Genomic DNA, 26,229 nt, shown 5'->3' with positions numbered 1-26,229 from the left:
GTCACTTCCCTTCGCCCGCGGGCGGTCCGGACAGGACCTCGACCCGGCAGACCGTGTGGACGGGGCACAGGGTGCGGACGAGCGCACGGACCCGCTCCGCGTCCACCACCGCCTCGCGGCCCGGCCACACCCGGACCAGGACCTCGTCGGCCGGGGCGGCGGGCGGCTCGGCACCGGACGTGCGGGACCAGGTGGCCCCGCCGTCCCCGCTGACCTCGGCGGACACGCCCAGTACCAGGCGCAGGGCCTCGGTCAGGCCGCGCCGGGTGCCGCGCCTGCGGTGCAGTTCCACCGCCCGCGCCACCGCCTCGCGCCGCAGCGCGACCGGCCACCGGGGGTCGTCGACGCCGCCCACCCAGGAGGCCAGCCAGGACAGGAAGTCGGCCGGGGCCAGCCGGGGGTCGAAGTAGGAGGGCAGGCTGTCGAGGGTGGCGAACACCGGGGCGAGGACGGTGTCCAGCCCCGCCGTGAACCGCTGCGCGAAGTCGTCCTCGGCGTACAGGGCGGGCAGTTGCTCACCGATCGGGTGCCGGCTGGGCAGGCCGGGGACGGCGGCCCGGTTCATGCGCGCACCCCCTTCTCCGGCTCCGTCACGACCACCTGGTGCTGGTAGGAGAAGACCAGCGCGCCCGCTCCGATGTCGATCCGGTCGACGGGGGCGCCGCGCCGCCCGGTGACCGGGTCGGCGGCGAACATCCGGATCTCCTCCACCAGGACGTCCCCGACGGCGCGTTGCAGTACGCCGAACACCTCGCCGTACTGGACGGGCCGCCCGAACGGCCAGCCGCCGCCGTCGGGCCCGCCGTGCAGCGGGTTGAGGTGGCGGAACAGCGCCGCGAGCGCCGCCTCGCGCACCCGGTCGGCGTCCGCGGCGGGCGCCGACAGCCGGGCGACCACGGTGACGCCCTGGTAGACGGGCGGTTCCACGACGAGGCGGGTGCCGATCAGACGGCGTTCGTCGAGGGTGCCGGCGATCGCGGCGAGCACCTGGTCGGAGGGGATCAGCTGCTCGAAGCGGAGCCGGTCGTCGCGCTCGTCGGCCACCGCGTCCGGCACCACCAGGACCCGTACCGCGCCGGCGCCGGCGGTACCGCCGGAACCGTCCGTGGCGGGCAGGCAGCGGACCCGGCGCACCGAGGGCGCCGCCTCGCGGGCGATGATCTCGTAGTCCTCGGCGGTCACCGCGCGTTCCTGCATGCGCAGCGCCTGCGGCGCGCGCAGCTTGGCGTTGTCGACGGTCTCCCCGGCGACGCCGCCGCGCGCCGCCTCCCGGTTGGTGACGCGGGCGACGTACGGGACGGAGCTGCGCAGTACGGAGATCGCGCCGCGGGAGACGTTGCCCGCGGGGCCGCCGCCGGTGCGGTAGCGGGCCACGCGGACCTGGGAGCCCTTGGGCGGCACCGCGCCGCAGGGCCGCAGGGTGCCGTCGGCCTCGCGCAGCACCGGCGGGAAGGCGAACTCGCCGGTGGTGGCGTTCACGCGGACGTGCCGGTCGTCCGGACCCGAGCGGCCGAAGTGCTCCACCACCTCCCAGCGCTGCCACCCCTCGGCGGAGGACACCTCCACCACCGGCGGCTCCCCGTCGAGCAGCACGGGCGGGCGGCCGAGCCGGAAGGTCTGCCCCGCCACCCCCTCCGACCGGCCGAGCGGTACGTCGCTCACGCGCTCGGCGTGCTCCACGGGCATGGTGCCGCCGACGGTGAAGACGGCGGCCTCACGCACGGTCGGGGACTCCGAGTAGAACGGCTGGCCGGGCTCCGGCGCGGTGACCCGGCAGCGCAGCCAGCCGGCGCGGGTGCCGCCGAGCAGCGAGGCGGTGTGCCCGGCCGGTACGTACACGATGACCTCACCGGGCCGGTTGAGTCCGCCGGTGCTGTCGGAGTCGGTCTCGCACGGCTGCCAGCGGCCGCCGTCCCACGCCTCCCAGACCAGCGGGGGCTGGCGCGGGTCGACGCCGACGCCCTCGACGCGGCTGTCGAGCCGGACCGCGACCACGCAGCGCGGTACCGCCGTCGGCAGGCCGAACAGCAGGGCGTCGCCGGGCTCGGGCGCCGCCTGGAAGCACGGTATGTCGCGGCCCTCGGCGAGCGCACCGGTCCGGTCGGTCATGTCTCCGGTGCGGGGCGCGGTGACCAGGCGCGTCAACTCGCTGGGCACGATGCGCAGATCGCCGGTCGTCGCGAAGACCACGGCTTCCTCGGACTCGCCGGGGGCGGTGGTCACCTCGGTGCCCGCGGGCAGTGTCACCGTGTCGGGCTGCGGGGCCGACAGCCAGAAGTCGACGTCGGCGACGGCGGCCGACGGCGGGTACAGCTGGATGTCCAACAGGTCCAGGAACGCGAGGTAGTTCTTCTCCGGGACCCGGTTCAGCCGGTACAGCAGCTGGTCCACGAGGTACGCGAACGTCTCGATCAGGGTGACGCCCGGGTCGGAGACGTTGTGGTCGGTCCACTCCGGCGCGCGCTGCTGCACGTACCGCTTCGCCTCGTCGACGAGCTGCTGGAACCGTCGGTCGTCCAGGTTGGGGGAGGGCAGGGCCATCAGTCCGCGACCATTTCCTCGGCCCCCTCCTCGGAGGGGATCGTGTAGAAGGGGAAGACCAGGTTGCGCCGGTCGTTGGTGGTGCGCACCGTGTAGTGCACATCGATGTAGAGGGTGCCCGCCTCCACGGAGTCGAAGGCCACGACGACCTCGTCCACCGCGATCCGGGGCTCCCAGCGTTCCAGGGCCTCGCGCACCTGCTGGGCGACCCGTCCGGCGGTGTCGCCGTCGCCGGGGGCGAAGACGTACTCGTGGATGCCGCAGCCGAATTCGGGCCGCATGGGCCGTTCTCCCGGGGCGGTGCCCAGGACCAGCCGGATGGCCTCCTCCAGCTCCCGTTCGCGTTCGACCATGGCGATCCCGCCGGTCGGCCCGACCCGCAGGGGGAAGGCCCAGCCGCGCCCGATGAACCGTTCGCTCATCACACACCGCCGATCAGGACGTTCAGGGCGCCGGTCAGGACCATCGCCCCGCACGCGGTCTGGTCGCGCGCCCGGGCGGCGGGCAGCCCGCCGATGAGCACCGCGCCCGCGGCGAGGGCGACCGGGTTGGGCATGAGCACGTTGGCCGGACCCGTGGCCGCGTGCGGCGGGACCGGGCAGACGTGCAGGCTTCCCACGACGGCGGCGGGCTGCCCGCCGATCAGCACCGTCGCGACCGCCGCGGCGGCGCCGGGCGGCGGCGTGGCGATCCGGCCGCCGTGGTTGGTGGGGTCGCCCGTACGGGCTGCGGCTGGCATCGGTGCTCCTCGGGGACGGGGACGGGGACGGGGACGGGGACGGGGACGGGCCGGGGACGTGGCCGTGGTCGGGGTCGTGGTCCAAGGGGGTCGGGGCAGGGCTCAGTTGATGCGGATGAGCCGGGCCTTGAGGGTGGCGAGCAGGCCGCCGTTGACGGTGACGTCCGCGGCTCCGGACACCTTCACCGAGCGGCCGGCGATGCTCACCCCGGCGGTGCCGTCGATGTCGACCTGGCGGCCGGACACCTTCACCGTGCCCTGCCGCGCGTCGAGGGTGATGCCGTTCCTGTCCAGCAGGACCGAGGTCAGCGGGCGGCCCCGCCCCGCGAACACGGTGAGCTCGATGCGGTCCCGGCGGTCGTCCAGGCGTACTTCGAGCCGTTCGTCCCCGGTCGTCAGCCGCAGCCCGGAGGGGCCCGGCGCCGCCGCGTCCAGCAGTTCCACGCGGTGGCCCGAACGCGAGACGACCGAGCGGCGGTTGACCTTCCCGCTGGTCTTGTCGATCAGCGGCACGTCGTGCGGTGAGGGCTGGTCCACGCCGTTGTAGAGCCCGCCGATGACGTACGGGCTGTCGAGCAGCCCCTGCTCGAACCCGACGAGCACCTCGTCGTTGACCTCGGGGCTCACCACACCGCCGCCGCCCTTGCCGCCCCACTGGACGGTGCGCACCCAGTCGCTGACGTAGGTGTCGTCCAGCCAGGGGAACTTCAGCCGTACCGCGCCGCGTTCGGAGCCGTTCGGCTCGCGCACGTCCGTCACCACGCCGATCGCGAGTCCCGGGATGCGCGGGCCGCGCCCCGGCGCGTTGGCGCCGGTCACCAGGCCGGCCAGGGAGCGGTCCGGGCTGGAGCTGACCCACACGGTGGTGCGGTAGCCGCCGTGCGGCTCCAGGACGTGCTGCACCGCCGTCGCCGTGTACCGGCCGGAGAACGCCTGTCCGACGTTGCCGAGCGCCACCGCCTTGCCCGCCCGCAGCAGCGGGTTCCCCTCGGCGACCGCCTCCAGTTCGCCGAAGCCGGAGCTGGTCCGGTCCGCCGCCGCCTTCGCGACCGCCGTGGTCTCGGCCTGCGTACGGTACGGAGTGTCGGTGACGGCCACGGCCGACTTCCCGAAGCGCGCGGCGAGCTGGGGGCTGAGGCCCGGTACCACCGTGTCGCTCACCACCGACGGCTGTTCGGCGACCAGCGGCCGCTTGGTGGTCACGTCCCAGCCGCGGACCTGCACGGTCGAGGAGCCGTCGGCGGCCGACAGCGCGGCCCGCAGGGCCAGCAGGTTCCTCCCGTACTCCAGGACCATCGGATCGCGTACGGCCGACGTCGACGGGGCGGGCGCCCCGGACGCCTTCACGGGCCGGGTGAACTGGAGCAGCCCCTTGTCGTCGACGCGCACCTGGGCACCGCTCTCGCCCGCGAGGTACTGCAGGAAGTCCCAGTCGGAGACGTTCGCCTGGGACAGCTGCTTGTACGTCACCGGCGCCGCTTCCACCTTGCCGACGGCGAGGCCCGCTCCGGCGGCCACCTTGCGGACGATGGCGGCGGCCGTCATGTTCCGGTACGCCACCACCCTGCGGCCGCGCTGGAGGCGGTGCGCCTTGGAGTAGGCCCGCACGACGGTGAACGATCCGGTGCGGTCCCGGTCGATCTCCAGGGCCGTGACCTCGCCGTTGAACAGCCGCTCCCGTGCCTGCCCCTTCACGGTGGCCACCGACACCCGCAGCGGACTGCCGATGGTGATGCCGGTGGCACGCAGGAACTCGTGGTCGGGGTCGCGGTAGGTGAGCACGGCCGTGTCCGGCAGGCCCACGTTCTCGTCCACCACGCAGCTCACCAGCTGAGCCGCCCAGATCTGCGGCAGTTCGCCCGGGGCCTCCACGATCGGGTCGGCCGCGAACGACCGGCCCCCGGGTTCGGACCCGCTCACCGCTGCTCCTCCTCGCCGTGCTGGTCCCGCGTACCGGGAACCACGATCTCGCTGCCCGGCACGAGCGCCATCGGGTCGTCGATGCCGTTGGCCTCCGCGATGACCCGCCAGGCCGTCGCGTCGCCGTACTCGCGCCAGGCGAGCATCGCCAGGCTGTCGCCCGCCACCACGGTGTGGGTGCTGCGGGCGGTGCGCGAGCCGGAGGTCGGGTTCTGGCCCGGCGGGTCGACGCTCGCCTCCTCGATGGACAGCGAGCAGGTGGCCCGTAGCGGTTTGCCGTCCACGTCGAAGAGCGTGTACGACACCGACAGGTTCGACAGGACCCCGTCGAACGACGTCGTCCGCGCGCTGCCCCACTCGAAGCGCACCCAGGGGCTCGCCGGCTTCTTGCGGCCGAGGCTGGCCGGGGTCGGCACGCACGCCTTCATCAGCTTCTCCACCGCCTGCTCCACCGAGTTGTCGTGGGTGGCGGTCGCGTCCAGGAACACGTCCAGGCTGAGCGTGCGCGGACCGCTGCCGACGAACTCGGGCAGCGCCGACTGCCCGGCCATCCGGGACGGGGAGCGCCGCCACTCGGTGGTCTTGCCCAGCTGCAGGGTCGACGGGTTGAACTGGAGGTCGAGCTTCGCGACCACCCCGCCCGGCTTGGCGCCGACGGAGGCCGGGGGCTCCTTGAGGGTGAGCTGGGCCCGGGCGCGGCTGGCGCGTGCCGATGAGGCCATGGCGTGGTTCTTCCCTTCGGGAGCGGGCTGGGAGGAGGAGTACGGGAGGGGCCGGGCGGTCCCGGCGGTCAGGTGGGCCAGGCGGTCAGGTGGGCAGCAGCCCCTGGTGGGCGATCTCCAGCGTCTCGACCGCCGCGGCCGAGTTGGCGGGGTCGAAGGACGGCCCCTGCCAGCGGACCGGGACGATCCCGAACACCTGCCAGCTGATGATCCGGCTCAGATCCGGCCGGAGCGCCACGATCTCCCCGTCCTTGGGCTCGACCCGCCGCAGCGTCTCGTCCAGCCAGCGGCCGATCTTCGCCGTGTCCGCGGTGACGGGCCGGGTGAGGGTGATGTTCGACCAGGTCACACGGCCCGGCAGCTGCCAGGTGAAGCCGTTGTTGCCACCCTCGGCGTAGCTCTCCATCTCGACCTCGGCGCCCATGCCGGAGCAGGTGTGGAAGGCGCCCAGGTCGTTGCCGCCGATGGCCAGCCGGAAGAACACGCTGGTGGCGAAGATGTTGTCCGTCATCGGTCCGTCGTCCGTTTCTCGTTCGTACGCGTTCTCAGCGGCGGCCGTCGAAGGGCCGGCCCGCGCGTTCCCGGCCGCGCCGCAACTCGGTGCGCAGCAGGCGGGCGACCGGGTCGAGCAGACGCCGTGCCAGGTCGTCGATGTCGAGGTCGCCGCCACCGTGCGGCAGCGGGTCGCGCGCGCTGTCGGACCGGCCGGGGCCGGTCCGGCTCCCGCCGGTCCGGCTGCCGCCGGCGTCGCGCTGCACCGGGGGCGGGGCGCTCGGCGGCGGCGAGGGGACGGGCGCGCCCGGGGTGATGGCGGGCCGTACGACGGGCACGGGTCCCGCACCCGGAGCGGTGGGGGCCGGCTGGACCACGAGCGGCGGCGCGTACGGGCCGGTCACGGTCAGCGGGACGGCTGCGGCGCGAGCCGCGGGCGTGGCGGGCGCCGGGCGCGGGGGTACGGGGGCGGCTCGCTGGATCTGCCGCGTCTGCGGCGTCTGCCGCGGTGCGGTGGGGGACGGGGCGGACCAGCGCGCCGGGACCACGGGCCGGCCGGCCGGGCGGGGGCGGGATACGGCGGCCGGCGCGGCCCCCATGCCCGCCACGTCAAGGGTGCCGAGGGCCAGGGGCCGAGCCGCCAGGAGCCGGAGCGCCCGGGGCGCGGCCGCGCGGGGCGCGGCCGTCCCGCCGACGGCACGGGCGGCCACGAGCGGGACCGGCCCGGAACGCTCCCGGGCGGCGGTGGTGGCCCGCCCGTCCGGCCCTCCGGTACGGGGCTGCGCGGCAGACGTGCCCGCGCCCGCGCCCGGCAGAGGCGTGTGCCCGCGGGACCTGGAGGAGACGGCGCTCACCGGCATCGACGGCACGGGCGCCCCCAGGCCGCTGCGCACCCGCGGCGCGGGGCCGCCGGCGGCGGGCCCTGCCTGACGCTGCACGGTCGGCATGGCCGGGGTGGCGGTGGTGGGGGTCGACGGTGTGACCGCGGGCGGTGGCCCGGTGAGCGGCGCCTCCGACGGTGCTGCCGGGCGCTGCCGGGTCGGCATGGCCGGGGTGGGGGCCGATGGGGTGGCGGTGGGCGGGAGTTCGGCGAGGGGTGCGCCGAGGGGTGCGCGGGTCCGCATCCGCTGTACGGGCGTTTCCGGTGCGGGGCCGCCTGCGGCGGGTTCCGCCTGGCGCTGCAGGGTCGGCATGGCCGGGGTCGGGTTCGTCGGGGTGGCCGTGGCCGCCAACTCGGCGGCGGCCGGCTGGACGGGCGTCTCCGCCACCGGGCCGCTCGCGGCGGGTTCCGCCTGGCGCTGCAGGGCGGGCATGGCGGGCATGGCCGGGGTGGGGGCCGATGGGGTGGCGGTGGGCGGGAGTTCGGCGAGGGGTGCGCGGGTCCGTATCCGCTGGACGGGCGTTTCCGGTGCGGGGCCGCCTGCGGCGGGTTCCGCCTGGCGCTGCAGGGTCGGCATGGCCGGGGTCGGGTTCGTCGGGGTGGCCGTGGCCGCCAACTCGGCGGCGGCCGGCTGGACGGGCGTCTCCGCCACCGGGCCGCTCGCGGCGGGTTCCACCTGGCGCTGCAGGGCGGGCATGGCGGGCATGGCCGGGGTGGGGGCCGATGGGGTGGCGGTGGGCGGGAGTTCGGCGAGGGGTGCGCGGGTCCGTATCCGCTGGACGGGCGTTTCCGGTGCGGGGCCGCCCGCGGGGGTGGGGGTCGACGGTGTGACCGCGGGCGGGAGCTCGGTGAGCGGCGTGTGGGTGTGGTGCACCGGCGTCTCCGAGGGTTCTGCCCGGCGCTGCACCGTGGGCATGGCCGGGGCGGGGGTCGACGGTGGTGCTGTGGGCGGGAGTTCGGTGTGCGGGGTGCCGAGTGGGGTGGCGAGCGGTGCGCGGGTCTGCGCGCGCTGAACGGGTACGCCCAGGGCCGGATCCGGCGCGGCGGACGGCCGCACGGCGGACACGCGGCGCCGTGGCGTGGCAGGGACCCGGGCGGTGGTGAGCGCACGCCCGACGGGGCGCGGCCGGACCACGGCGGGGGCCGCCGGGGCGGGCGCCCCGGGCCCGGAGGGGCGTGCGGCGGAGCGCTGGGCCGCGGGCCCGGACACGGCTTCGGTGGATGCCCCGGGGACCACCGCGATGCGGCGGACCACCGGGAACCGCCCGGGCGAGATCGCCGTACGGCCGGGCTCGGCGGGGGAGACGGCAGCCCGCTGCACGGCTGGCGCGGACGCCCCGAGCACGGCTGCGGAGTGGGTGGACGTGAGGCCCCGTGCGCCGGGCCCGGAACCGGACCCGCCCGAAGTGCCCGACGGGGCGGGGCCGGAGCCCGCGGCCCGGGCCCGTACGTGGTCGCCGGCGCGGGACGGTGCCACGGCGTTCGCCGCAGCCGCCGTCGCCCCCGCCGTCGCGTCCGGAACCACCGTCGACGTGCGCGGCGTGCCCGGTGATGGTGTGCCCGTGTCACCGCGGGCGGGGGCACGGGAGACGAGCGGGCCGGCCGGCGTGGTGGTGCGCGGGGTGCCTGTGGGTGGGGTGTCCGTGGTGTCCCTGGCCGGGGTGGGGGAGACGAGGGGTCGGGTTGGCGGCGTGGTGCGCGGCGTGCCCGGTGATGGTGTGCCCGTGTCACCGCGGGCGGGGGCGCGGGAGACGGGCGGGCCGGTCGGCGTCGGGGTGCCTGCGGTGCCCCGGGTAGGCGGGGCGGCCGGGCCAGGGGTGCGGTCGGTGCCGCGGGAGCCGCTCGACGGTGGGGTGCCCGCGTCACCCCGGGCGGGTGCGCGCGAGAGGACCGGACCCGGCGTGCCGCGGTCCGGGGTGGACGCGGCCGTCCCCGGGCGCGCCGGGTCGGGCCGCGTACGGTGCGAGACCCGTGGGGTGTCGCGCCGCGCGGCCGACGGCACCTCCGGCTCCGCGCCCGGCTCGGTGGGCAGTGCCCGCAGCAGGAGCGGGCCGCCGCCGCCGGGGCCGCTGCGCGGGCCGGCGGGGCGGGTGACCCCGCGGACGAGGCCGGTCGGGGCGGACGGCAGCAGCGCGTGCGCGAGCCCGGTGTCGAACGACGGGTCGCGCCACGCGGCCAGGCCGGAGCGGAAGGCGAGCCCGTCGCTGACGCCCATGGCCGCGCGGGACACGGTCAGCGCGGGCGGCGCCGTCATGCGCCAGCCGCCGTCCCAGTCGCCGGGTACGGCCCCGGGCGCGGCCGTGCCTCCGGATCCCGCCCCGGATCCGGCCGCCGCCGGTGTCCCGGCCGTCGCCGCCGCGGCTTCCGGCACGGCGGCGCGCCGACGCAGCCTGTCCCGCCATGCCATCTGCTCAACCGCCTTCGTTCACACGGGTGTTGATACGGGCAATCTCGGTGACCCACTCCTGGCGCTCGCCGTGGGTCAGGTCGAGGATCTCCTCGCGTTGCCAGTGGAAGTGGTAGGCGATGTACGCGATCTCCTCCCTGAGCCGGGGGAGGGCGTACGTCACGATTCCCCCAGGCGCCCACCGGAGAGGTCGACCTCGAAACCGCCCTCGCAGTGCGGGCAGGTGACCGCCGCGCGGGTGTGTCCCTCGCTGTTCACGCGCCGGTAGAAGTCCTGGAGGAACGCGACGTCGGTCGCGTACATCCGTTCCACGATCCCGGCGTGCACGTCGGTGACGGTGCCGAGCCGGGTGATCACCTGGCTGAGCAGCACCACGCTCAGGTACGCCGGGTTCTCCTTCACCCGGAGGTCGATCTGGGGGCGCAGTTCGTCGCGGGCGGTGGCCAGGCGCATCGAGCCGTGCCGGTGCAGCGTGCCCGCTTCGTCGACGTACCCGCGCGGCAGCTCGAACTCGAACTCCGTCCGCAGCCTGTGGTCCTCGCGCCCCGCCGGAGCGGAGGCGGCGGCCGCGGGTGCGGGTGCCGCCTGCTCCGGGGGCGTGGCGGGCGCAGTGGCCTGGAGGATCTCCTCCAGGTTGCCCGCCGTCACCGTACGGCGCCTCATTCGACGATGATCTCCTCGAACACGATGGTCACGGACTCGGTGGCCGCGGCGGACTCGCCGGCCTTGAGGGAGGGGCCCTCCCACTTGGAGGCCCAGCCCTGCATCAGCTGGATGCGGCGGACGGTGGCACCCGTGGAGTCCTTGATCTCGATCGTGAGGTTCTGCCGAGCGGTGTCGACGGCGCCGTTGTTCAGGGTCTCCTTGATCCACTTGGTGAACTCGCTGCTCTTGTCGAGTCCCCGGGTGATCGTGACCTCGCCCGCCTGGCGCGCGCCGGGCTGCTTGCGGATGATCTGCTTGCCCTCCGCGCTGACCTGGCGGACCTCGACGACCTCTTCCTCGACGGTCAGGCCGCTGATCTCCTGGATCGATTCGACCAGGTAGCCGCCGAGCTGCACGCCGAAGATATGGGTGGAAAGAGCATCGCCCTCTGCCATGACTGTCCTTCACCTTTCCTTGATGCCCCGGAGGGTCACTCGTCGACGAGGCTGGTGCTGTCGGAGAACTGGGCCAGCCGGAACACCACGAACTCGGCGGGCTTGACGGGCGACACCCCGATCTCGCAGACCACGCGGCCCTGGTCGATCGATTCCTGCGGGTTGTTGTCCCGGTCGCACTTGACGTAGAACGCCTCCGCCGCCGTCCGCCCGAACAGCGCGCCGCGGCGCCACTCCTCGGTGAGGAACGCGGTGACGTTGCGCCGGATGCTGGACCAGAGCCGGTCGTCGTTCGGCTCGAAGACCACCCACTGGGTGCCCAGGAGGATGGATTCCTCCAGGTAGTTGAAGAGGCGGCGCACGTTCAGGTAGCGCCAGGCCGGGTCCGAGGACAGTGTGCGGGCGCCCCAGATGCGGATGCCGCGGCCGGGGAAGGCCCGTACGCAGTTCACGCCGATCGGGTTGAGCAGGTCCTGCTCGCCCTTGCTCAGGCGCAGTTCCAGGTCCACCGCGCCGCGGATCACCTCGTTGGCGGGGGCCTTGTGCACACCGCGCTCGGCGTCGCTGCGCGCCCACACACCGGCGACGTGCCCGCTCGGCGGGACGGTGGTGTTGCTCCCGGCGGCCGGGTCGAAGACCCGCACCCACGGGTAGTAGAGGGTGGCGTAACGGGAGTCGTAGCCCGCCTCGTCGTTGCGCCAGGTGCGCACCTGCTGCGCGGAGAGCCCGGGCGGGGTGTCCAGGACGGCCACCCGGTCGCCCATCTGCTCGCAGTGCGAGATCACCGCGAGCTGTACGGTGCGTACGCCCTCGGAGTCGATGTCACCGCGCTGGTAGGCGCTCATCAGGTCCGGCACCGCGACCATGGTGATCTCGTCGATGGTCTCCAGACCGGCGAACCCGGTGCGGGCGGCGGAGTCGCCGACGTACTCGGCCGGGTCGAGCCGGGCCACGCCGCCGGCGCCGCCGGCCGGAGCGGGCGCGGCGGCCGCGGCGTCGGGTACGGCGAGGCTCTGCGCGGCGGGCCGGGTCTGGGTCGCACCGCGCTGCTCGGTGACCTCGATCAGTTTCGAGGCGCGGGCCTGGGTGACGAGGTAGCCCTTGACGTTCTTGCGGGCGGACACCTCGTAGGTCTCGGCCACCTGCTCGCCCTGGCGGACCAGGATCTTGAAGCGGTCCTCGGGCGGGTTCTCGCCGTCCGCGTCGGCGATCTCCACGGAGACTCCGGTGACGCCCGGCCGGGCCGAGATCAGGAAGCCGCCGAGCTCGACGGGCTCCGCGGCGCGGGGCTGGGGGAGGGCGCCGGTGGCGGCCGGTGCGGAGGCGCCCCGGGCGGGCCCGCCGACGCGGACGACGTACGCGGCGCCGCCGCCGTTGGCGAAGTACCCGTAGACGGCGTGCGGCAGGTAGGTGCCCTCGGTGAAGCCGCCGAACCGCTGGGAGTACTGGTCCCAGCTGGTGACCAGCGTCGGCTCGTGGAACGGGCCGCTCTGGGCGAAGCCCACGAACGCGGCGACGGCGGTGCCGACCCCTTCGATCGGGCGAGCGCCGGACTGCACCTCCTCCACGTACACGCCCGGGGTGAGGTACGTCGGCATGCTCGCTCCTTCGGGTCACAGCTGCGCAATCAGGTCTGACCACAGCCTTTCCGCCGGCCGCCGCCCGGGACAAGGACGTTCGGACCTGGGCGGGGGCAAGTGCGCTGCCCTCCCGGTCGCCCCCGCCGGACCGGCCAGGCACCGGGCCGCGCCCCCGGCCGCGCCGCCGTCTCACACCTCGGTGACCTGGCCCAGGTACGGACCGAACTCGCTCTCCAGGATCAGGCGTCCGAGCTTGCGGTACTCCTGGACGACCGCCGTCACCACCTGGGTCATGGTCAGCGGTTCGCCCGCCGCGGCAGCGGAGTAGGCGGCCGTCACGGCGCAGGACCGGATCGAGCCCCCGGCCAGTTCGAACCGGTCCGCGCAGAAGCCGAGGTCGAGGTCGCCGGCCCGGGGCAGCCGGTCGCCCAGGCACCGCTCCCACAGGGCCAGGCGCTGGGCGGCGTCGGGCACCGGGAAGTCCGCGATCACGTCCAGACGGCGGGTGAACGCCTCGTCGAGGTTGGCCCGCAGGTTGGTGGTGAGGACGGCGATGCCGTCGAAGGACTCCATCCGCTGGAGCAGGTAGGCCGATTCCATGTTGGCGTTCTTGTCGTGGGCGTCCTTCACCTCGGAGCGCTTGCCGAAGATCGCGTCGGCCTCGTCGAACAGCAGGACCGCGTTGACGGCCGAGGCCTCGGTGAAGATCCGCTCCAGGTTCTTCTCGGTCTCGCCGACGTACTTGTCGACGACCGTGGACAGGTCCACCACGTACAGGTCCATGCCCAGGTCGGCCGCCACCACCTCGGCGGACATGGTCTTGCCGGTGCCGGAGGACCCGGCGAACAGCGCGATCACCCCGCGCCCGCGGCCGCCGCCGGGCCGCATGCCCCACTGTCCGAGCACCTGGTCGCGGTGGCGGGCTCGTACGGCGAGTTCACGCAGCCGGCGGTGGGTGGGGGCGGGCAGCACCAGGTCGTCCCAGCCCACCGCCGGCTCCACCCGGCGGGCGAGGCGGGCGAGCCCCGCGCCGTTCTGGGCCCGTACGGCGGTGCGCAGGTCGTCGGGGGTGAGGGGGCGGCCGTCGAGCGCGGCGGTGCGTACCGCCGTGTCGGCGGCGCGGCGCAGCTGCCCGGCGTCGAGGCGGTGCGCGGACACGGAACGGGCGAGCGCGGCGGCGCCCCCGTCCGCGGCGGGTCCCGCGGCCGTCCCCTCCAGCGCGTGCCGCCAGCGGGTGATCTGCCGGTCGGGGGTGGGTGCGGCCACGGTCAGGGTGACGGGGGTGTCGGCCGCCCAGGCGGGTTCCCAGCCGCTCGTGCCGTAGGTGAACAGGGGGATCCCGTGCAGGGCGGTGCACAGCGTGCGCAGGACGCGGGCCCGTTCACCGGGCTGGTCGGGCAGTTCCTCCAGCGGCCCCAGCAGGACACCGGCACCGGTCAGGCGGGCCTCGCGGGCGGTGGCGCGCGCGAGTTCGGGTACGGCGCGGGCGTGCCGGGCGAGGGCCGCCGGATCCAGGGCCAGGGGCCGGGGCCCGTACGCGTGGAGCGCGGCGGCGGCCAGGCCCTCCGGGTCGCCGCCGCGGGAGCGCAGATGGACGTGACGGGTGCCGCCGGCGGCCGCGGCGACGGCCCGCCGCAGTTCGTCCGGGTCGACGGCAGGGTCCTCGTGGGCCGGGCCGAGTACGTCGGCCAGCCGCGGGTCGGGCGAGGTGTCGCCGAGCAGGTGCGCGGTGACCCGGTCCGGGACGGCCAGTACCCGCGACAGGGGCGGCCGCTCCGGTTCGGTGACCTCCAGCAGGCCGCCCGCGAGGAGCGGCGCGGTGGGGGAGAGCCGCAGCCGCGCGGCTGCCGACCCGGTGCGGCCGCACAGTTCGAGGGCGAGGCCGACGGTGGGGCGGCGGCGCGTCAGGTCGTCGTTGAGGTAGCCGTAGAGCCGCTCGAAGCGGGGGTCCAGGTCCGGCGCGAGGGTCACCAGCAGCAGGTCCACGTCGAGCGGTTCGAGTGCGAAGCGCGCGGCGAGGACGTCGAGCGGCGAGCCGGGCGGCGGCGCGGCCGGTGCGAGCGCGGGCAGATCGGGGCCGCCGTGCGGGGCGTCCAGGATGCGGGCGACCGCCTCGGGCGTGAGGTACTGGCCCCGGTAGGGGTCGTCCGGGTCGGGATCGGCGGCCCGCCGCAGGGCCACGGCCAGGCGTACCCGCTCCTCGACGAGCCGGAGCCGGGTCCACAGGTACGGGAGGGTGCCGGCCGGGACCGCGGGGACGGCCGGCGCGGCCCCCGGTGCCGGTGTCGCCGCCGGTGCGGCGGTGTGCGTCACGGCTGTCGTTCCCCCCGTCGGCGGCGCGCGGGAACGCCCGGCCGTTCCCGGGATCCGCCGAAGCCCTCCGGGCCCGGCTCGCCCAGCCCGGTGTAGCGCAGCCGGCGCGTGCCGCCGGTCCCGTCCGGTGCGGTCCGCGGTACGGAGTTCACGGCGAGCCCCTCGGTGACGGGCGGGGCCGTGACCCTGCTGACGCCGGCCAGCGGTGCCTTCACGCGCAGCCCGAGGGAGGGCTTCAGGTCGCCGCCGAGCGCCGACCACACGTCGGAGGCGGCCGGGGCGTCCGTACCGGTGCCGCCCGCGTCCACGTCCACGAGCAGGCCGAGTTCGGCGAGCGTGCCGGTGAGCATGTGCGGGGGCAGCGCGTCGGTGTTCACGAGGCAGGACAGCACCTGGGACAGCAGCCGGTGCTCGTCCTGCGGACGGCCGGCCCACGCGGTGACCAGGTAGGTCAGCTCGAACCAGCGCGGCGGGGTGCGGCGCGCGACGACGAAGCCGTCCGCGTCGTACACCTCGCCGCCGCCGCTGCCGCGCCGGGTGTGGTCCTCGCGGATGTCGTACAGGAACACGCAGACCGTGGGCGCGCTGCGGCGGGCCGCCCAGTCGCTGGTCGGGGCGTCGAAGACCACCTCGACGCCCGACGTCTCCAGACCGGACTCCGCGAGCAGCCGGCGCAGCCCCTCGTCGACTTCGTGGATCACCGGCGGGTCACCTCGTCGGGCGGCTGTACCGAGCCGTTGACCACGAGGAAGTCGGTCTGGACCGGTGAGAAGCCGGGGCCGCTGGCGGTGATGGTCCGGGGGCCCGTCTGGTCCTTGGCGAGGATCAGCAGCTGGCCGGTGAACGTGCCGTCGCGCCGGGGGAGGGTCGGCGCCGCCGCGGCCGTGATGCCCGGCTTCCAGGTGAACCGCACCGGCGCGCCGGGCGGGAAGTCCTCGCCGCGCACCGAGGTGACGAAGCCGGGCTTGCCGATGGGCGGTACGGCGACGATGCGCGGCTGGAGGATGCGCAGTTCCTGCCGGGCGGTGTTGTCACGGGGGTCGGCGTCGGTGCCGGTCGTGGTCAGGTCGCCGGTGACCTGGGCGGTGAGCGCCCTGTCCGGGTTGAGGACGACCCGCAGGACGGTCCGTGCGCCGGGTGCCAGGTCCGGCAGGGCGCACTCCCCGTTCCCGTCGCAGCCCGGCGGCGGTCCGGCGCTGGGCACGCCCTGCGGGAGGCCGATGCGCAGCCGCAGGCCGGTGGCCAGGGCGTTGCGGCCGTTGCGGACGGTGTAGGTGACGACGACGCGGCCGCCCACGTAGCCGGGGTTCGGCCGGGCCGTGATGCTCAGCCCGGGCCCGGCCGGGGGCGCGGGCGGTTCCGGCTGCGGCGTGGGCGTCGTGGGCGGGGTCGTCGGCGGGACCGGCGTCGGCGTCGGCGGTGTGGGGGTGGGGGTGGGCGGGGTGGGCTTCGGGGGTACGGGTGCTTCGCGCACCGGCACCACGGTCCGGCCGGAGTTGTCGCTGGGGCGGGGGTCGATCACGGTGCCGGTCACCGACCAGTCCACCGGCTGGTCCCCGGGGGTGACACCGGTGAGGGTGACGGTCACCGGGACGGTGGCGCCCGGGGGCACCACGCCCAGGGCGCAGGTCAGCGCCGCCGCGTCACAGGTGGCGCCGGGTGCGGTCAGCGCGGTGACCTCCACGCCGAGCGGGGGCGCGACGGTCAGCCGGGTGCCGGGTGAGGCGGCCGGGCCGTGGTTGACGACGTCCACCCGGACGGTGGCGGAGCTGCCGACGGTGAGCGGCGCGGCCTTCTCCGGTGCCCGCACCGCGAGGTCCACCGACTGCTGTATCCCGGGCTCCTTCTGACGGCCCGGCAGGCCGGTGACGAGCAGGTCGTGGTCGCCGGAGGCCACGTCCACCAGCTTCAGCTTCTCCGGGCTGTTGGGGGCGCGTGAGCCGCGGGCACTGAGTACGAGGCTCTTGCCGTCGGCGGTCCATGCGGCGTCGCGGGGCTGGAAGGGGCCCTTGGCCGTGGGTTCGGGCAGCTCGCGGCCGCAGGCGCCCGGTACGTCGCGGGCGGCGTCGGGCAGCAGGACCCGGCAGGTGCCGCCGGCCGCGGCGGCGAGCAGGATGCCGCTGCGCTCGTCGACGCGGCCGCCGCCGTTCTTGCGGTTGAAGGCGATGGTGGCGCCGTCCGGTGAGAACGCGGGGCTGTCGTCGATGACTTCGCAGGCGCCGGGACAGAGGGTGGCACTCAGGTCGCGCTGCCGCTCCAGGTGGTCCGCGGGCACGGTCCAGACGTGCTTGTTGCCGCCACCGCCGTTGATCACGAGGTTGCGGGTGAAGGCCAGGGTCGTGCCGTCGGAGGACCAGGTGGGCTGGGCGTCGCCGCGGCGTTCCTGGCCGGCGGGCGGGGTGATCTCGCCGCGGATGGCGCCCGTGGCGGCGTCCGCGATCAGGATGCGCGGGACGCCCGCTCCACCGCCGACGCCGCCGGGCGAGGTCCGGGTGAAGGCCAGGAGGCGGCCGTCGGGGGAGAACGCCGGGTCGGTGTCCCAGTCCCCGGGGCCGCGGCCCGCGAGCGGCATGGCGGCCTCGTGGGTACCGTCGGCGTCCGCGAGCCAGATCCGCTGGATCCGGCCGTCGTCCGAGTCCTCGAAGCGGGTCAGTACGATCCGGCGCCCGTCGGGCGTGTAGTTCTGCCGCTCGGTCCACGGGTCGAAGCCGGGGGCCGGCTGGAACAGCGGGTCCTTGGCCGGGTCGGTGTTGGTGTCGGCCGCCGGGTCCTCTTTGAGGAGGGGCAGGTTGAGGTCGCGGGGGTCGGAGCCGTCCATCCGGGCGTCCTGCAGGGTCACCGCGTTCGGCTTGGGCGCCGAGATCCGCTCGACCACGATGCCGCCGCCGTCCGCCGGACCCAGCCAGGTGGGCGGGCCGATCTCGCGGTTCTCGCTGAGCTCCACCTTGGGCGTCTGCGCCGCGTGCGCGGGCACCCGGAAGACGTGGTCCCAGTCGCCCTCGCAGTCACAGGTGCGGTCGGGGCTGAGGAAGAGGACACCGTTCCCGTCGGGCAGCCACGCTGCCCCGTGGGTACGCCAGTTGGCCTGCGCCCCGGCCAGCAGCGGTCCGTCGCCGCGCCCGTCGGTCCACCGCAGGCGGGGCCCGGCCGTGCCGGTGGCGGTGTAGGCGATCACGTCGCGGTTCGCCTTGTCGTCCACCGGGTTCCACACCGGCTCGGTGGCCGTCCCGTTGCCGGGGTCGGTGACGCGGGTGGCGGCGCCGCCCCGCAGGGGACGCACGTAGACCTGCCGTCCGGCGGCCCGGTCGCCGTCGGAGGAGTACGCCAGACGTCCGCCCTCCGGCGAGACGGTGGGGTGCTCCTCGTTCGCGGGGGAGTCCGTCAGCCGGGTGAGCCCGGTGCCGTCGGTGCGCACCAGCCAGAGGTCGCGCTGGGTGCCGCCGGATCCGGCGGACCCGGCGGAGTCGAAGACGACGGCCCGGCCGTCCGGTGTCAGCCGGGGGTTCGCCGCGTCCATGCCGCTGGTCAGGCGCCGCACCGAGCCGTCCGCGGCACGCAGGTAGACCTGCGGGGCCCGTTCGTCGCGTCGGCTCGCGAAGACCAACTGGTCGCCGAGGGCGGCTGGTTGGGTGTCCAGGTGCACCGGTCCCGCGCCGAACAGCGGGACGCTGGACGTACCGGACACCACCTTGCCCAGGCTGCGATGGCGTGTGCCGGCGTAGACGACCCGGCCGTTACCGGCGTCGGCCGCCAGGGGGCGCGCCTCGGCGTCGCCCGGGCCGGTGGCCGCCGTCACCGCGAGCAGGGGGACCAGCAGCAGCAGTGGTGCGCCGGCCCTCCCCCAGCGGCGTCGACGACTGCCGGAGCCACCCGTGCCCATCACGGTCCACCTCACAGTCCGGTACAGCGTTCACGTACGACCCCGCCACTGTGCTGCCCTGCGCGTGCGCCTGGGCAGGGCCGTGGGGCCGCACCCGGGGGAAGCACCCGGTGCGCTTTCGGGCAGTGGGGTGCGGGGGACGCCCGGGCCGGCACGCTCAGATCAGCCCGTTGCGCAGGGCGTAGCCGACGGCGTGGGTGCGATTGCGCAGGTGGAGCCGGGTGATGATCTCGTGCAGGACGTTCTTGACGGTCCGTTCGGAGTACGAGGTCTTGCGTGCGATCTCCGCGGTGTCCAGGCCCTCCGACACCAGGCGCAGCATGTCCGCCTCCCGCGAGGTCAGGGTCGACAGGGACACGGCGTGCGGGTCCAGGGTCGAACGCTGCAGGCTGCCGACGTGGTCGAGGAGCTTCGCGAGCAGGTCACCGGGCAGCACGCCCTCGCCGTTGGCTATCGCCAGGACCAGGCGCAGGAGCCGGTCCTGATCGGCCTCGCTGCGGCGCAGCACCGCGGTGACCCCGCATTCGATGACGCGCTGCAGGGCGTCCCCGGATTCGAAGGTGCCGACCACGAGCCCGGTGCGGGTGCTGGAGTCGTGCCGCAGCCGGTACAGCAGGGCGGCCGTCTCGTCGTCCACGCTGTCCACGGCGACGAGCGAGACGCGCGGGCCGTCGGCGGCGTCGACGAGTTCGATCTCGGGGCGCTGGCGCAACTGGTGGACGACCCCGACGTGCAGGATCGGGTCCGGTGCGTACACGGCCACGGTGACCCGTTCGCCGGCGCCGGATGAGGAGTCGGGTCCGTTGTAATCAGGCTGGGCCATTGGTGTTGTACCTGTTCCATGGTGCGTATGTGGGGTTACGGATGGAGAGGGTTGATCAGCAGGAGGCCGGGCACTCGTAACTGATGAGCGTCCACAGGGGCATTCGGGTTGCCCGGGTCGTTGCCCTCGTGTCCGTGGAGGTGGCCGGGACGGCGGCATAGCGTCGCCGTGTGATATCCCCAGCAGCCTCTTCAAGCCCTGGCGCGACCGGCCTCGACATCCCGCCGGTCTCCGTGACGCCGGGCGATACCGCATCCACCACCCTGACCGTCCGCAACGACAGCGACATCGTCGAGGCGTACCGCCTGGAGGTCGTCGGCGACTGCGCTGCCTGGACCACACTGGAACCGGAGCGGCTCTCGCTCTACCCCGGTACGTCGGAAACGGTGACGATCCGTCTGGCGCCGCCCCGTTCACCACAGGTACGGGCGGGAGAGGTGCCGCTCGCCGTGCGCGTGCTGCCCACCGAGCAGCCCGAGGCGGTACGGGTCCCCGAAACCACCGTGCACATCGGGGAGTTCCGTGAGGTGCGGGCAGAGAGCGCTCCCAGAAGGCGCCGCGGCTGGCTGCGCGGGCGCTATCGGCTGGCCGTGCGCAACGAGGGCAACTCCCCGGTACGGCTGGGCTTCTCGCCCGCGCAGCCGGGGGAGGAGCTGAAGTTCGCCTTCACCCCGGCCGAGCTGAAGCTGGAACCGGGGGAGTCGGCGGAGGTGGGGCTGCGGGTCCGCACCGGCCGGCCGGTGTGGTTCGGGTCCCCGGTGACCTGGCCGTTCACCGTCACCGTGGCCGAAGCCGACAGCGCGGCGGCCGGCGGCGGCACGGACGGCAAGGGGGCCGCGGACGGCAAGGGCGCCACGGACGGCAAGGGCGGCAAGGACCTCAGGGAGCGGCCGGAGCCGGATCCCGTACGGGCCCCGCTGGACGTGGAGTTCGTCCAGATCCCGATCTTCCCGACGTGGCTGCTGGCGGTACTGGCCGCCCTGCTCGCGCTGCTGCTCGCCTGGTTCCTGCTGGTGCGCCCGGCCGTGCGCAGTACCGCCAAGGAGGCCGCCGACGAGGCCGTCCAGAAGAAGCCCACGCCCAGCGCGGACCTGAACGGGCAGTCCCCGGTGACCGGCGACGGCACACAGCCCGGCGGCGCCAAGGACACCCGGCCCGGAGCGGGCGGGGCCGGCCCGGGAGGTCCCACCGGCGGCGGCACCGGAGGCGGCGGCACCGGTGCCGGCACCCAGGGGCAGCAGAGCTCGGCCACCATCGACCTGCAGACCGCAGGCGGGCAGACCAAGACCGGTACCTACACCGTGCCCGCCGGCAAGGCCTTCGGGATCACGGACATCGTTGTCGCCAACTTCCAGGGCGACGAAGGAGTGGTGACCTTCGACTTCGGCGACCGCAAGATCACGACGATCGCGCTGGAGACGTTCCGCAACCAGGACTACCACTGGGTCACCCCCATCAGCATCACCGAGAGCCAGACTGTGACCGTGCAGGTGACCTGTGCGAAGCCAGGCACGCCGGCCACCGGCCGTCAGGCGCAGGAGTGTCACGAAGTGCTCAACGTGAGCGGCGTGCTGAGCGACCTCCGGTAACCCGATCGGCACGGCCATAGTCGGTCAGGTCGTACGCCAGGGCAAAGGGGGCCTTTGCCCTGGCGTCCGGAAACCGGTACTCCCGAGGATCGATCGGACGTTCCCCGAACAACCGCACGCTTTCGTTTCGACAGTGCTCGGGCCGCGTAACCACCGGTATGCGCGGCACCCGTTGACGAAGCGCCGAACATGGCCGGAATTACCCTCTGCGTTTCGGGCCGGTCACTGCGTGGGGACCGTCACCCGCTCGCCGGATTCCAGCTCCGCCGTGGCAGCGCTGAGGTCGACCGTGTTCGGCAGCATCGCCTGCGGTCGCAGCAGGTCCTTCAGGAGGAAACGCATCAGATCCGCGCCGGACATCGCCTTGAGCCGGTTCGCGAGCTGCGGGTTCACCGCTTCGAGGCGCTGGATCTCCACGACGGCCCGTTCCACCAGCCCCGGAACGATGTCCCGGCCCATCAGGGTGTTGGACCGCAGCCGCTCCTCGTGGACCTGCTCCTGCGCACCGGCCCCGTAGGTCATGGTGCTGTGTTCGTCCGCCGCCGCCTGGCTCATGGAGTAGAAGATCTGCCCCCTGCGCTCCGGGTCCGACTCCTTCTCCATCGCCTCCGCGACCGCCTCCCCGTCCAGCGAGGCGGAGCCCGCGCCGAGGTCGAAACTCCGCACCGGCAGCGTGAACCCCGCCGAGAACTGGTCCTCGCGGGTGTTCAGCTTGCCCTCCGTCTGCGCCGGATCCTCGGGCCGCGCGCGCACGGTGGGGTACTCGCGCTGCACGAAGTCGCTGAGCATCAGCCAGCCCTGGCTCATCAGGGGGGACGAGGTGAGCGGCATCTGGATCCGGGCCGGTACGTCGTTGGGACCGGTGAACCGGGTCGACCGGAAGGGGCTGTCCCGCACTTCCAGGAAGAAGAAGACGAAGCCCTCGTTGGCCAGGACGTGCTTGTCGTACGCCTCCGAGTTGTTCGGCGCGTCCGGGTCCGCCCTGAGCAGCTCCGTCTTGGACTTCATCTGCCCCTGGGCGAGCATCGCCTCGACCCGGGTCTTGCCCGTGTAGTGGGACAGCACGCTCTGCTGGAGTGCCGTCGTCAGCTTGCTCCTGACGTCGGGAACCCAGCTGCGGTCCCCCTGGCCCTTGGCGATCTCCTTGGTCATCCCGGCCCGGTTGAGCTCCGACAGCTCGCGGAAGTAGCTGGGTCCGTGCATGTGGAACGCGGCCGCGCTGTCGGCCCACTGCGCCTCCTGCCACAGCATCCCGTTCGTGGTCATCGCGCTGTACGGCGCCCCCGCCCCGGCGGGGAACTCGTCGTCGCGCACGAGCTGGTCGTTCACCAGCACCAGTTCGGCCTTGACGGCCTCCAGGGCGGCGGACAGCCAGGGCTTGACGTTCGCGGGCGCGTCGTCCTCGGCGGGGGCGATCTCCTGCGTGAGGTGCGTCAGCGCGAGCATGCAGTGCATGGGGTCGCGGACGGGGTCGCGGTCGTACGCGTCGATGTCGGCCCGCACCTTGGTCACCAACGGGTCCGGCGGGGGCGGGTTGCGCGCCACGAGCCGGCCCAGCAGCCCGCCGGGACGCGGGTCCGCCGGCAGCGTGGGGCCGAGCTCCTCGGGCCCCTTGCGCTGGACGACGCCCCGCCCGCCGGATCCCGGCGCGCGGGTGTCGTGGGCGTCGCGGGTGTCGTATGCGTGGTGCGGGCCACCGTGCGGGCCGTGTTCCCCGCAGGCGGCGCGCTGGACCGGGGCGGGCCCGGCCATGACCCGGTTCGCGTTGGCCTCGGCCTCCCGCTCGAAGCGGTCACCGGGGTCGCTGACCCGCAGCCCCCGGCCCGTGTCGGTCCCCGAGACGGGCCCCTGCCGCTGCTGGATCACATGGGTGAGCTCGTGCGCGAGGGTGTGCTTGTCACCGCCGCCCGCTCCGATGACGACGTCCCGCCCGGAGGTGTACGCCCGGGCCCCGATCTCGGCCGCGGACCGCTGCGCGAGAGGACCGGAGTGGACCCGTACGTCGGAGAAGTCGGCGCCGAGCCGGCTCTCCATCTCCTCGCGCAGGGGGGCGTCGAGGGGCCGCCCGGCCGACCGGAGCACCTGGTGCGCGGTCGCCCGCTGGACCGCGGCGCCCCCGGTGCCGCCGCCGGCGTCGCGGCCCGCCGTGAGCATGCGCGTCACCGCCGCGTTGCCCACGCTCCGCTGGAGCGCGGTCAGACTCTGCATGACGGGAGCGAAGGGGGCGAAGGGAGCGGCGGGTGCGGCGGAGGGCCGGTCCGCGTCCCGGCGCGGCTGCCGGGAGGGGCCGGAGCCGTCCTTGGCTCCGTCGGCTGCTGCCGTGTCACGGGCGGGGATGCGCATGGGGCGTACCTCTCGGGAGATGCGGCGGGACGCACTCCTGCTTACCCGTGTGATCCACCGTGCGGGATGCCCCTTCGGGCACACCCGGGGGAACGCCTCCCCGGCGCCGGAGCCCCGGTCAGGGCCAGACGAGGCAGTACGGCTGGTGGCCCGCCTCGTGGAGGCGGTGGCTGAAGTCCTGCCACTCGTGGAGCAGCTGGTAGACGTTGAAGGCGTCGCTCGGGCCGCCGCGATCCGGGACGGTGGACCAGATGAAGGCCGCCGCCCCCACCGATTCCTCGCCGATCCCGCGCAGGGGGTCGACCACGGTCATCGGGAGCTTGACCACCGCGTAGTCGGGGTGGAGGACGACCAGCTCCAGCGGGGGCACCTTGTGGAGGGGTATGCCTTCGATGCCGGTCAGGACCATCGCGGCCACCGTCTCCGGCTTGATCTTGGTGAAGAGGCCGCCCATGCCGAGCTCGTCGCCGCCGAGCTCCTCCGGCCGCATCGTGACGGGGACGCGGGCGGCCGTGGCGCCGTCGGGGGCGCCGAAGTACTTGTACGTCACGCCCATGCCGCGGCCCTTGGGCAGGTCCTCGGCCGGGGACGCCGGCCCGGGGACGGCATCGGCCGCCTCCATGCCGCGGCGGTGCTTGCCCCGGCGGCGGGCCTCGCGGGCGCGCTGCGGATCGAGGCCGTCCGTACCCTCGCCCGGTCCACCACCGCGTTGCATATCTCCACCCGACTGGTCTTGCTCGCCCCGGCCCCGCGGCCCCCGCCACGCAGCCTGATCATCATGGCAGTGACCTCCCCCGCGGCGACGCGGTGAAACGCCCGTCCGCAAGTCTGTCGCAGCCTCTGAGACCATGGCTGGTGTGAGCTACCCGTACCCGTATGAAGCCCCAGTTTCGCAGACGCTCTTCGAGCGCGCCTCCCTCGTGACCCCCGGCGGCGTGAACTCTCCCGTGCGCGCCTTCCGCGCCGTGGGCGGTACGCCCCGGTTCATGGTGTCCGGGACCGGTCCGTACCTCACCGACGCCGACGGCCGTGAGTACGTCGACCTCGTGTGCTCGTGGGGGCCGATGATCCTCGGCCATTCCCACCCCGAGGTGATCGAGGCCGTCCAGGCGGCCGTCGCCCGCGGTACGTCCTTCGGTACGCCCGGTGAGGGCGAGGTGGCGCTGGCCGAGGAGATCGTCGCGCGCATCGAGCCCGTGGAGCAGGTCCGCCTGGTCTCCTCCGGCACCGAGGCGACCATGTCGGCGATCCGGCTGGCCCGCGGCTTCACCGGTCGCGCCAAGGTCGTGAAGTTCGCCGGCTGCTACCACGGTCACGTGGACGCGCTGCTGGCCGCCGCCGGTTCCGGTCTGGCGACCTTCGCGCTCCCGGACACCCCCGGTGTGACGGGCGCGCAGGCCGGCGACACGATCGTCCTCCCCTACAACGACCTCGAAGCGGTACGGGCGGCCTTCGCCGCGCACCCCGGCGAGATCGCCTGTGTGATCACCGAGGCCGCGCCCGGCAACATGGGCGTGGTGACCCCCGCCGAGGGCTTCAACCAGGGGCTCGCGGACCTCTGCCGGGAGAACGGCGCGCTCTACATCTCCGACGAGGTCATGACCGGCTTCCGGACCTCCCGCGCCGGCTGGTACGGCGTCGACGGGGTCAGGCCCGACCTGATGACCTTCGGCAAGGTCATGGGCGGCGGCTTCCCGGCCGCGGCCTTCGGCGGCCGCGCCGACGTCATGGGCCACCTCGCCCCGGCCGGTCCCGTGTACCAGGCCGGCACGCTCTCCGGTAACCCCATCGCCACCGCCGCCGGCCTCGCGCAGCTGCGGCTGCTCGACGCGGCCGCGTACGAGAAGGTCGACGCGGTCTCGAAGGAGATCCAGGGCCTGGTCACCGGCGCGCTCACCAAGGAGGGCGTGGCGCACCGCCTGCAGACCGCGTCCAACATGTTCTCCGTCTTCTTCACCGAGGACGAGGTGCGCAACTACGACGACGCCAAGAAGCAGGAGAGCTTCCGCTTCAACGGGTTCTTCCACTCGATGCTGGCGCAGGGCGTCTACCTGCCGCCGTCCGCCTTCGAGTCCTGGTTCGTCTCCACCGCCCACGACGAGAAGGCGATCGAGCGCGTCGCGGCGGCACTGCCGGCCGCTGCCCGAGCCGCCGCGGAGGCCACCGCATGAGCAGCGCCACCCCCACCCCGCCCGCCACCCCCGACGTGACCGTCGTGCACCTGGTGCGCCACGGCGAGGTGCACAACCCGGACGGCGTGCTCTACGGGCGCCGTGACGGCTATCACCTCTCCGAGCTGGGCCGGCAGATGGCCGACCGGGTCGCCGAGCACCTCAAGGGCCGCGACATCGCCTACGTGGTGTCCTCCCCGCTGGAGCGGGCGCAGGAGACGGCGGAGCCGATCGCCAAGGTCCACGGCCTGGACCTGGCGACCGACGGGCGGCTGCTGGAGGCGGAGAACGTCTTCGAGGGCAAGACCTTCGGCGTCGGTGACGGCGCCCTGCGCAAGCCCGGCAACTGGAAGCACCTGACGAACCCGTTCAAGCCCTCCTGGGGCGAGCCGTACGTCGAGCAGGTGGTCCGGATGATGAGCGCGCTGGAGGCGGCGCGCGACGCGGCCCGCGGCCGTGAGGCGGTGGCGGTCAGCCATCAGCTGCCGATCTGGATCGTGCGCAGCTTCGCGGAGAAGCGCCGGCTGTGGCACGACCCGCGGCGCCGTCAGTGCACGCTCGCCTCGATGACCTCCTTCACCTTCCAGGGCGACAAGCTGGTGTCGGTGGGCTACAGCGAGCCGGCCCGGGACCTGGTCCCGGCGCACCTGCTGGCCGGGGCCAAGCCGGTGAAGGGCGCGTCCAAGGCGTTCGGCGCCTGATCGGGGCTTGATCGGCCGACTGTTACAG

The 26,229-nt window shown here is 74.5% G+C and carries 21 protein-coding genes; 3 read left to right on the top strand and 18 right to left on the bottom strand.

Annotated features, from left to right (window positions below; all coding sequences use genetic code 11):
* Position 1: 1 nt before the first annotated feature.
* The 16 genes from Sspor_RS19620 to Sspor_RS19545 form a co-directional block, all read right to left on the bottom strand.
* A complete protein-coding gene (locus tag Sspor_RS19620) occupies positions 2-565 on the bottom strand; it encodes a phage tail protein (RefSeq protein ID WP_202200289.1) in 564 nt (187 codons plus the stop codon).
* Positions 562-2,541: a putative baseplate assembly protein gene (locus Sspor_RS19615; protein ID WP_202200288.1), complete on the bottom strand. Its 1,980-nt coding sequence runs from the start codon at positions 2,539-2,541 to the stop codon at positions 562-564. Before Sspor_RS19615 ends, Sspor_RS19620 begins: the two co-directional genes overlap by 4 nt.
* Positions 2,541-2,963, bottom strand: coding sequence for a GPW/gp25 family protein (locus Sspor_RS19610; RefSeq protein WP_030722541.1), 423 nt, complete (start codon positions 2,961-2,963; stop codon positions 2,541-2,543). The genes Sspor_RS19615 and Sspor_RS19610 overlap by 1 nt, the downstream gene beginning before the upstream one ends.
* Positions 2,963-3,280, bottom strand: coding sequence for a PAAR domain-containing protein (locus Sspor_RS19605; RefSeq protein ID WP_202200287.1), 318 nt, complete (start codon positions 3,278-3,280; stop codon positions 2,963-2,965). The genes Sspor_RS19610 and Sspor_RS19605 overlap by 1 nt, the downstream gene beginning before the upstream one ends.
* Before the next feature lie 102 nt (positions 3,281-3,382).
* Positions 3,383-5,200, bottom strand: a complete 1,818-nt coding sequence (locus Sspor_RS19600) for a VgrG-related protein (protein WP_202200286.1) — start codon at positions 5,198-5,200, stop codon at positions 3,383-3,385.
* A complete protein-coding gene (locus Sspor_RS19595) occupies positions 5,197-5,922 on the bottom strand; it encodes a CIS tube protein (RefSeq protein ID WP_202200285.1) in 726 nt (241 codons plus the stop codon). The genes Sspor_RS19600 and Sspor_RS19595 overlap by 4 nt, the downstream gene beginning before the upstream one ends.
* 85 nt (positions 5,923-6,007) lie before the next feature.
* Entirely contained in the window at positions 6,008-6,433 is a 426-nt protein-coding gene (locus Sspor_RS19590) for a phage tail protein (protein WP_189970865.1), read from the bottom strand.
* Between the two features lie 34 nt (positions 6,434-6,467).
* Positions 6,468-9,701 (bottom strand): hypothetical protein, encoded by a 3,234-nt coding sequence (locus tag Sspor_RS19585; RefSeq protein ID WP_202200284.1) that lies wholly within the window; start codon positions 9,699-9,701, stop codon positions 6,468-6,470.
* Positions 9,702-9,705: 4 nt separating this feature from the next.
* Complete coding sequence (locus Sspor_RS19580; RefSeq protein WP_202200283.1) at positions 9,706-9,864, bottom strand: DUF6760 family protein; 159 nt, start codon at positions 9,862-9,864, stop codon at positions 9,706-9,708.
* A complete protein-coding gene (locus Sspor_RS19575) occupies positions 9,861-10,364 on the bottom strand; it encodes a zinc-ribbon domain-containing protein (protein ID WP_202200282.1) in 504 nt (167 codons plus the stop codon). The genes Sspor_RS19580 and Sspor_RS19575 overlap by 4 nt, the downstream gene beginning before the upstream one ends.
* Positions 10,361-10,801 carry a phage tail protein gene (locus tag Sspor_RS19570; protein ID WP_030388073.1) on the bottom strand — a complete coding sequence of 147 codons (441 nt, stop codon included), beginning with the start codon at positions 10,799-10,801 and terminating at the stop codon, positions 10,361-10,363. The genes Sspor_RS19575 and Sspor_RS19570 overlap by 4 nt, the downstream gene beginning before the upstream one ends.
* A 35-nt stretch (positions 10,802-10,836) precedes the next feature.
* Positions 10,837-12,399, bottom strand: a complete 1,563-nt coding sequence (locus Sspor_RS19565; RefSeq protein ID WP_202200281.1) for a phage tail sheath family protein — start codon at positions 12,397-12,399, stop codon at positions 10,837-10,839.
* A 171-nt stretch (positions 12,400-12,570) separates the two neighbouring features.
* Complete coding sequence (locus Sspor_RS19560; protein WP_237404345.1) at positions 12,571-14,607, bottom strand: ATP-binding protein; 2,037 nt, start codon at positions 14,605-14,607, stop codon at positions 12,571-12,573.
* Between the two features lie 83 nt (positions 14,608-14,690).
* Positions 14,691-15,395: a Pvc16 family protein gene (locus Sspor_RS19555; protein WP_202200279.1), complete on the bottom strand. Its 705-nt coding sequence runs from the start codon at positions 15,393-15,395 to the stop codon at positions 14,691-14,693.
* The gene (locus Sspor_RS19550; RefSeq protein ID WP_202200278.1) at positions 15,392-18,574 is read right to left on the bottom strand and encodes a DUF11 domain-containing protein; all 3,183 of its coding nucleotides are present in this window, start codon (positions 18,572-18,574) and stop codon (positions 15,392-15,394) included. Before Sspor_RS19550 ends, Sspor_RS19555 begins: the two co-directional genes overlap by 4 nt.
* 157 nt (positions 18,575-18,731) lie before the next feature.
* Positions 18,732-19,397, bottom strand: a complete 666-nt coding sequence (locus Sspor_RS19545; RefSeq protein WP_202200277.1) for a helix-turn-helix transcriptional regulator — start codon at positions 19,395-19,397, stop codon at positions 18,732-18,734.
* Positions 19,398-19,567: 170 nt separating this feature from the next.
* On the opposite strand from Sspor_RS19545, the gene Sspor_RS19540 reads away from it, so the two are divergent.
* Positions 19,568-20,986 (top strand): COG1470 family protein, encoded by a 1,419-nt coding sequence (locus Sspor_RS19540; RefSeq protein ID WP_202200276.1) that lies wholly within the window; start codon positions 19,568-19,570, stop codon positions 20,984-20,986.
* Between the two features lie 222 nt (positions 20,987-21,208).
* On the opposite strand, the gene Sspor_RS19535 is transcribed toward Sspor_RS19540, so the two are convergent.
* Positions 21,209-23,329 (bottom strand): eCIS core domain-containing protein, encoded by a 2,121-nt coding sequence (locus Sspor_RS19535; protein ID WP_202200275.1) that lies wholly within the window; start codon positions 23,327-23,329, stop codon positions 21,209-21,211.
* 118 nt (positions 23,330-23,447) lie between these two features.
* The gene (locus tag Sspor_RS19530; protein WP_202200274.1) at positions 23,448-24,044 is read right to left on the bottom strand and encodes a hypothetical protein; all 597 of its coding nucleotides are present in this window, start codon (positions 24,042-24,044) and stop codon (positions 23,448-23,450) included.
* A 133-nt stretch (positions 24,045-24,177) separates the two neighbouring features.
* Here Sspor_RS19530 and hemL point away from each other — a divergent pair, with 133 nt between their 5' ends.
* Together hemL and Sspor_RS19520 are read left to right on the top strand one after the other, a co-directional pair.
* Positions 24,178-25,500: a glutamate-1-semialdehyde 2,1-aminomutase gene (hemL, locus tag Sspor_RS19525; protein WP_202200273.1), complete on the top strand. Its 1,323-nt coding sequence runs from the start codon at positions 24,178-24,180 to the stop codon at positions 25,498-25,500.
* Complete coding sequence (locus tag Sspor_RS19520; RefSeq protein WP_202200272.1) at positions 25,497-26,201, top strand: histidine phosphatase family protein; 705 nt, start codon at positions 25,497-25,499, stop codon at positions 26,199-26,201. Before hemL ends, Sspor_RS19520 begins: the two co-directional genes overlap by 4 nt.
* Positions 26,202-26,229: the final 28 nt, after the last annotated feature.

Origin of the sequence: Streptomyces spororaveus, assembly GCF_016755875.1 — a bacterium.
Lineage (GTDB): Bacteria > Actinomycetota > Actinomycetes > Streptomycetales > Streptomycetaceae > Streptomyces > Streptomyces spororaveus.
Note: the sequence above shows the minus strand (reverse complement) of the source record. Positions and strands in the feature narration are given on the sequence as shown.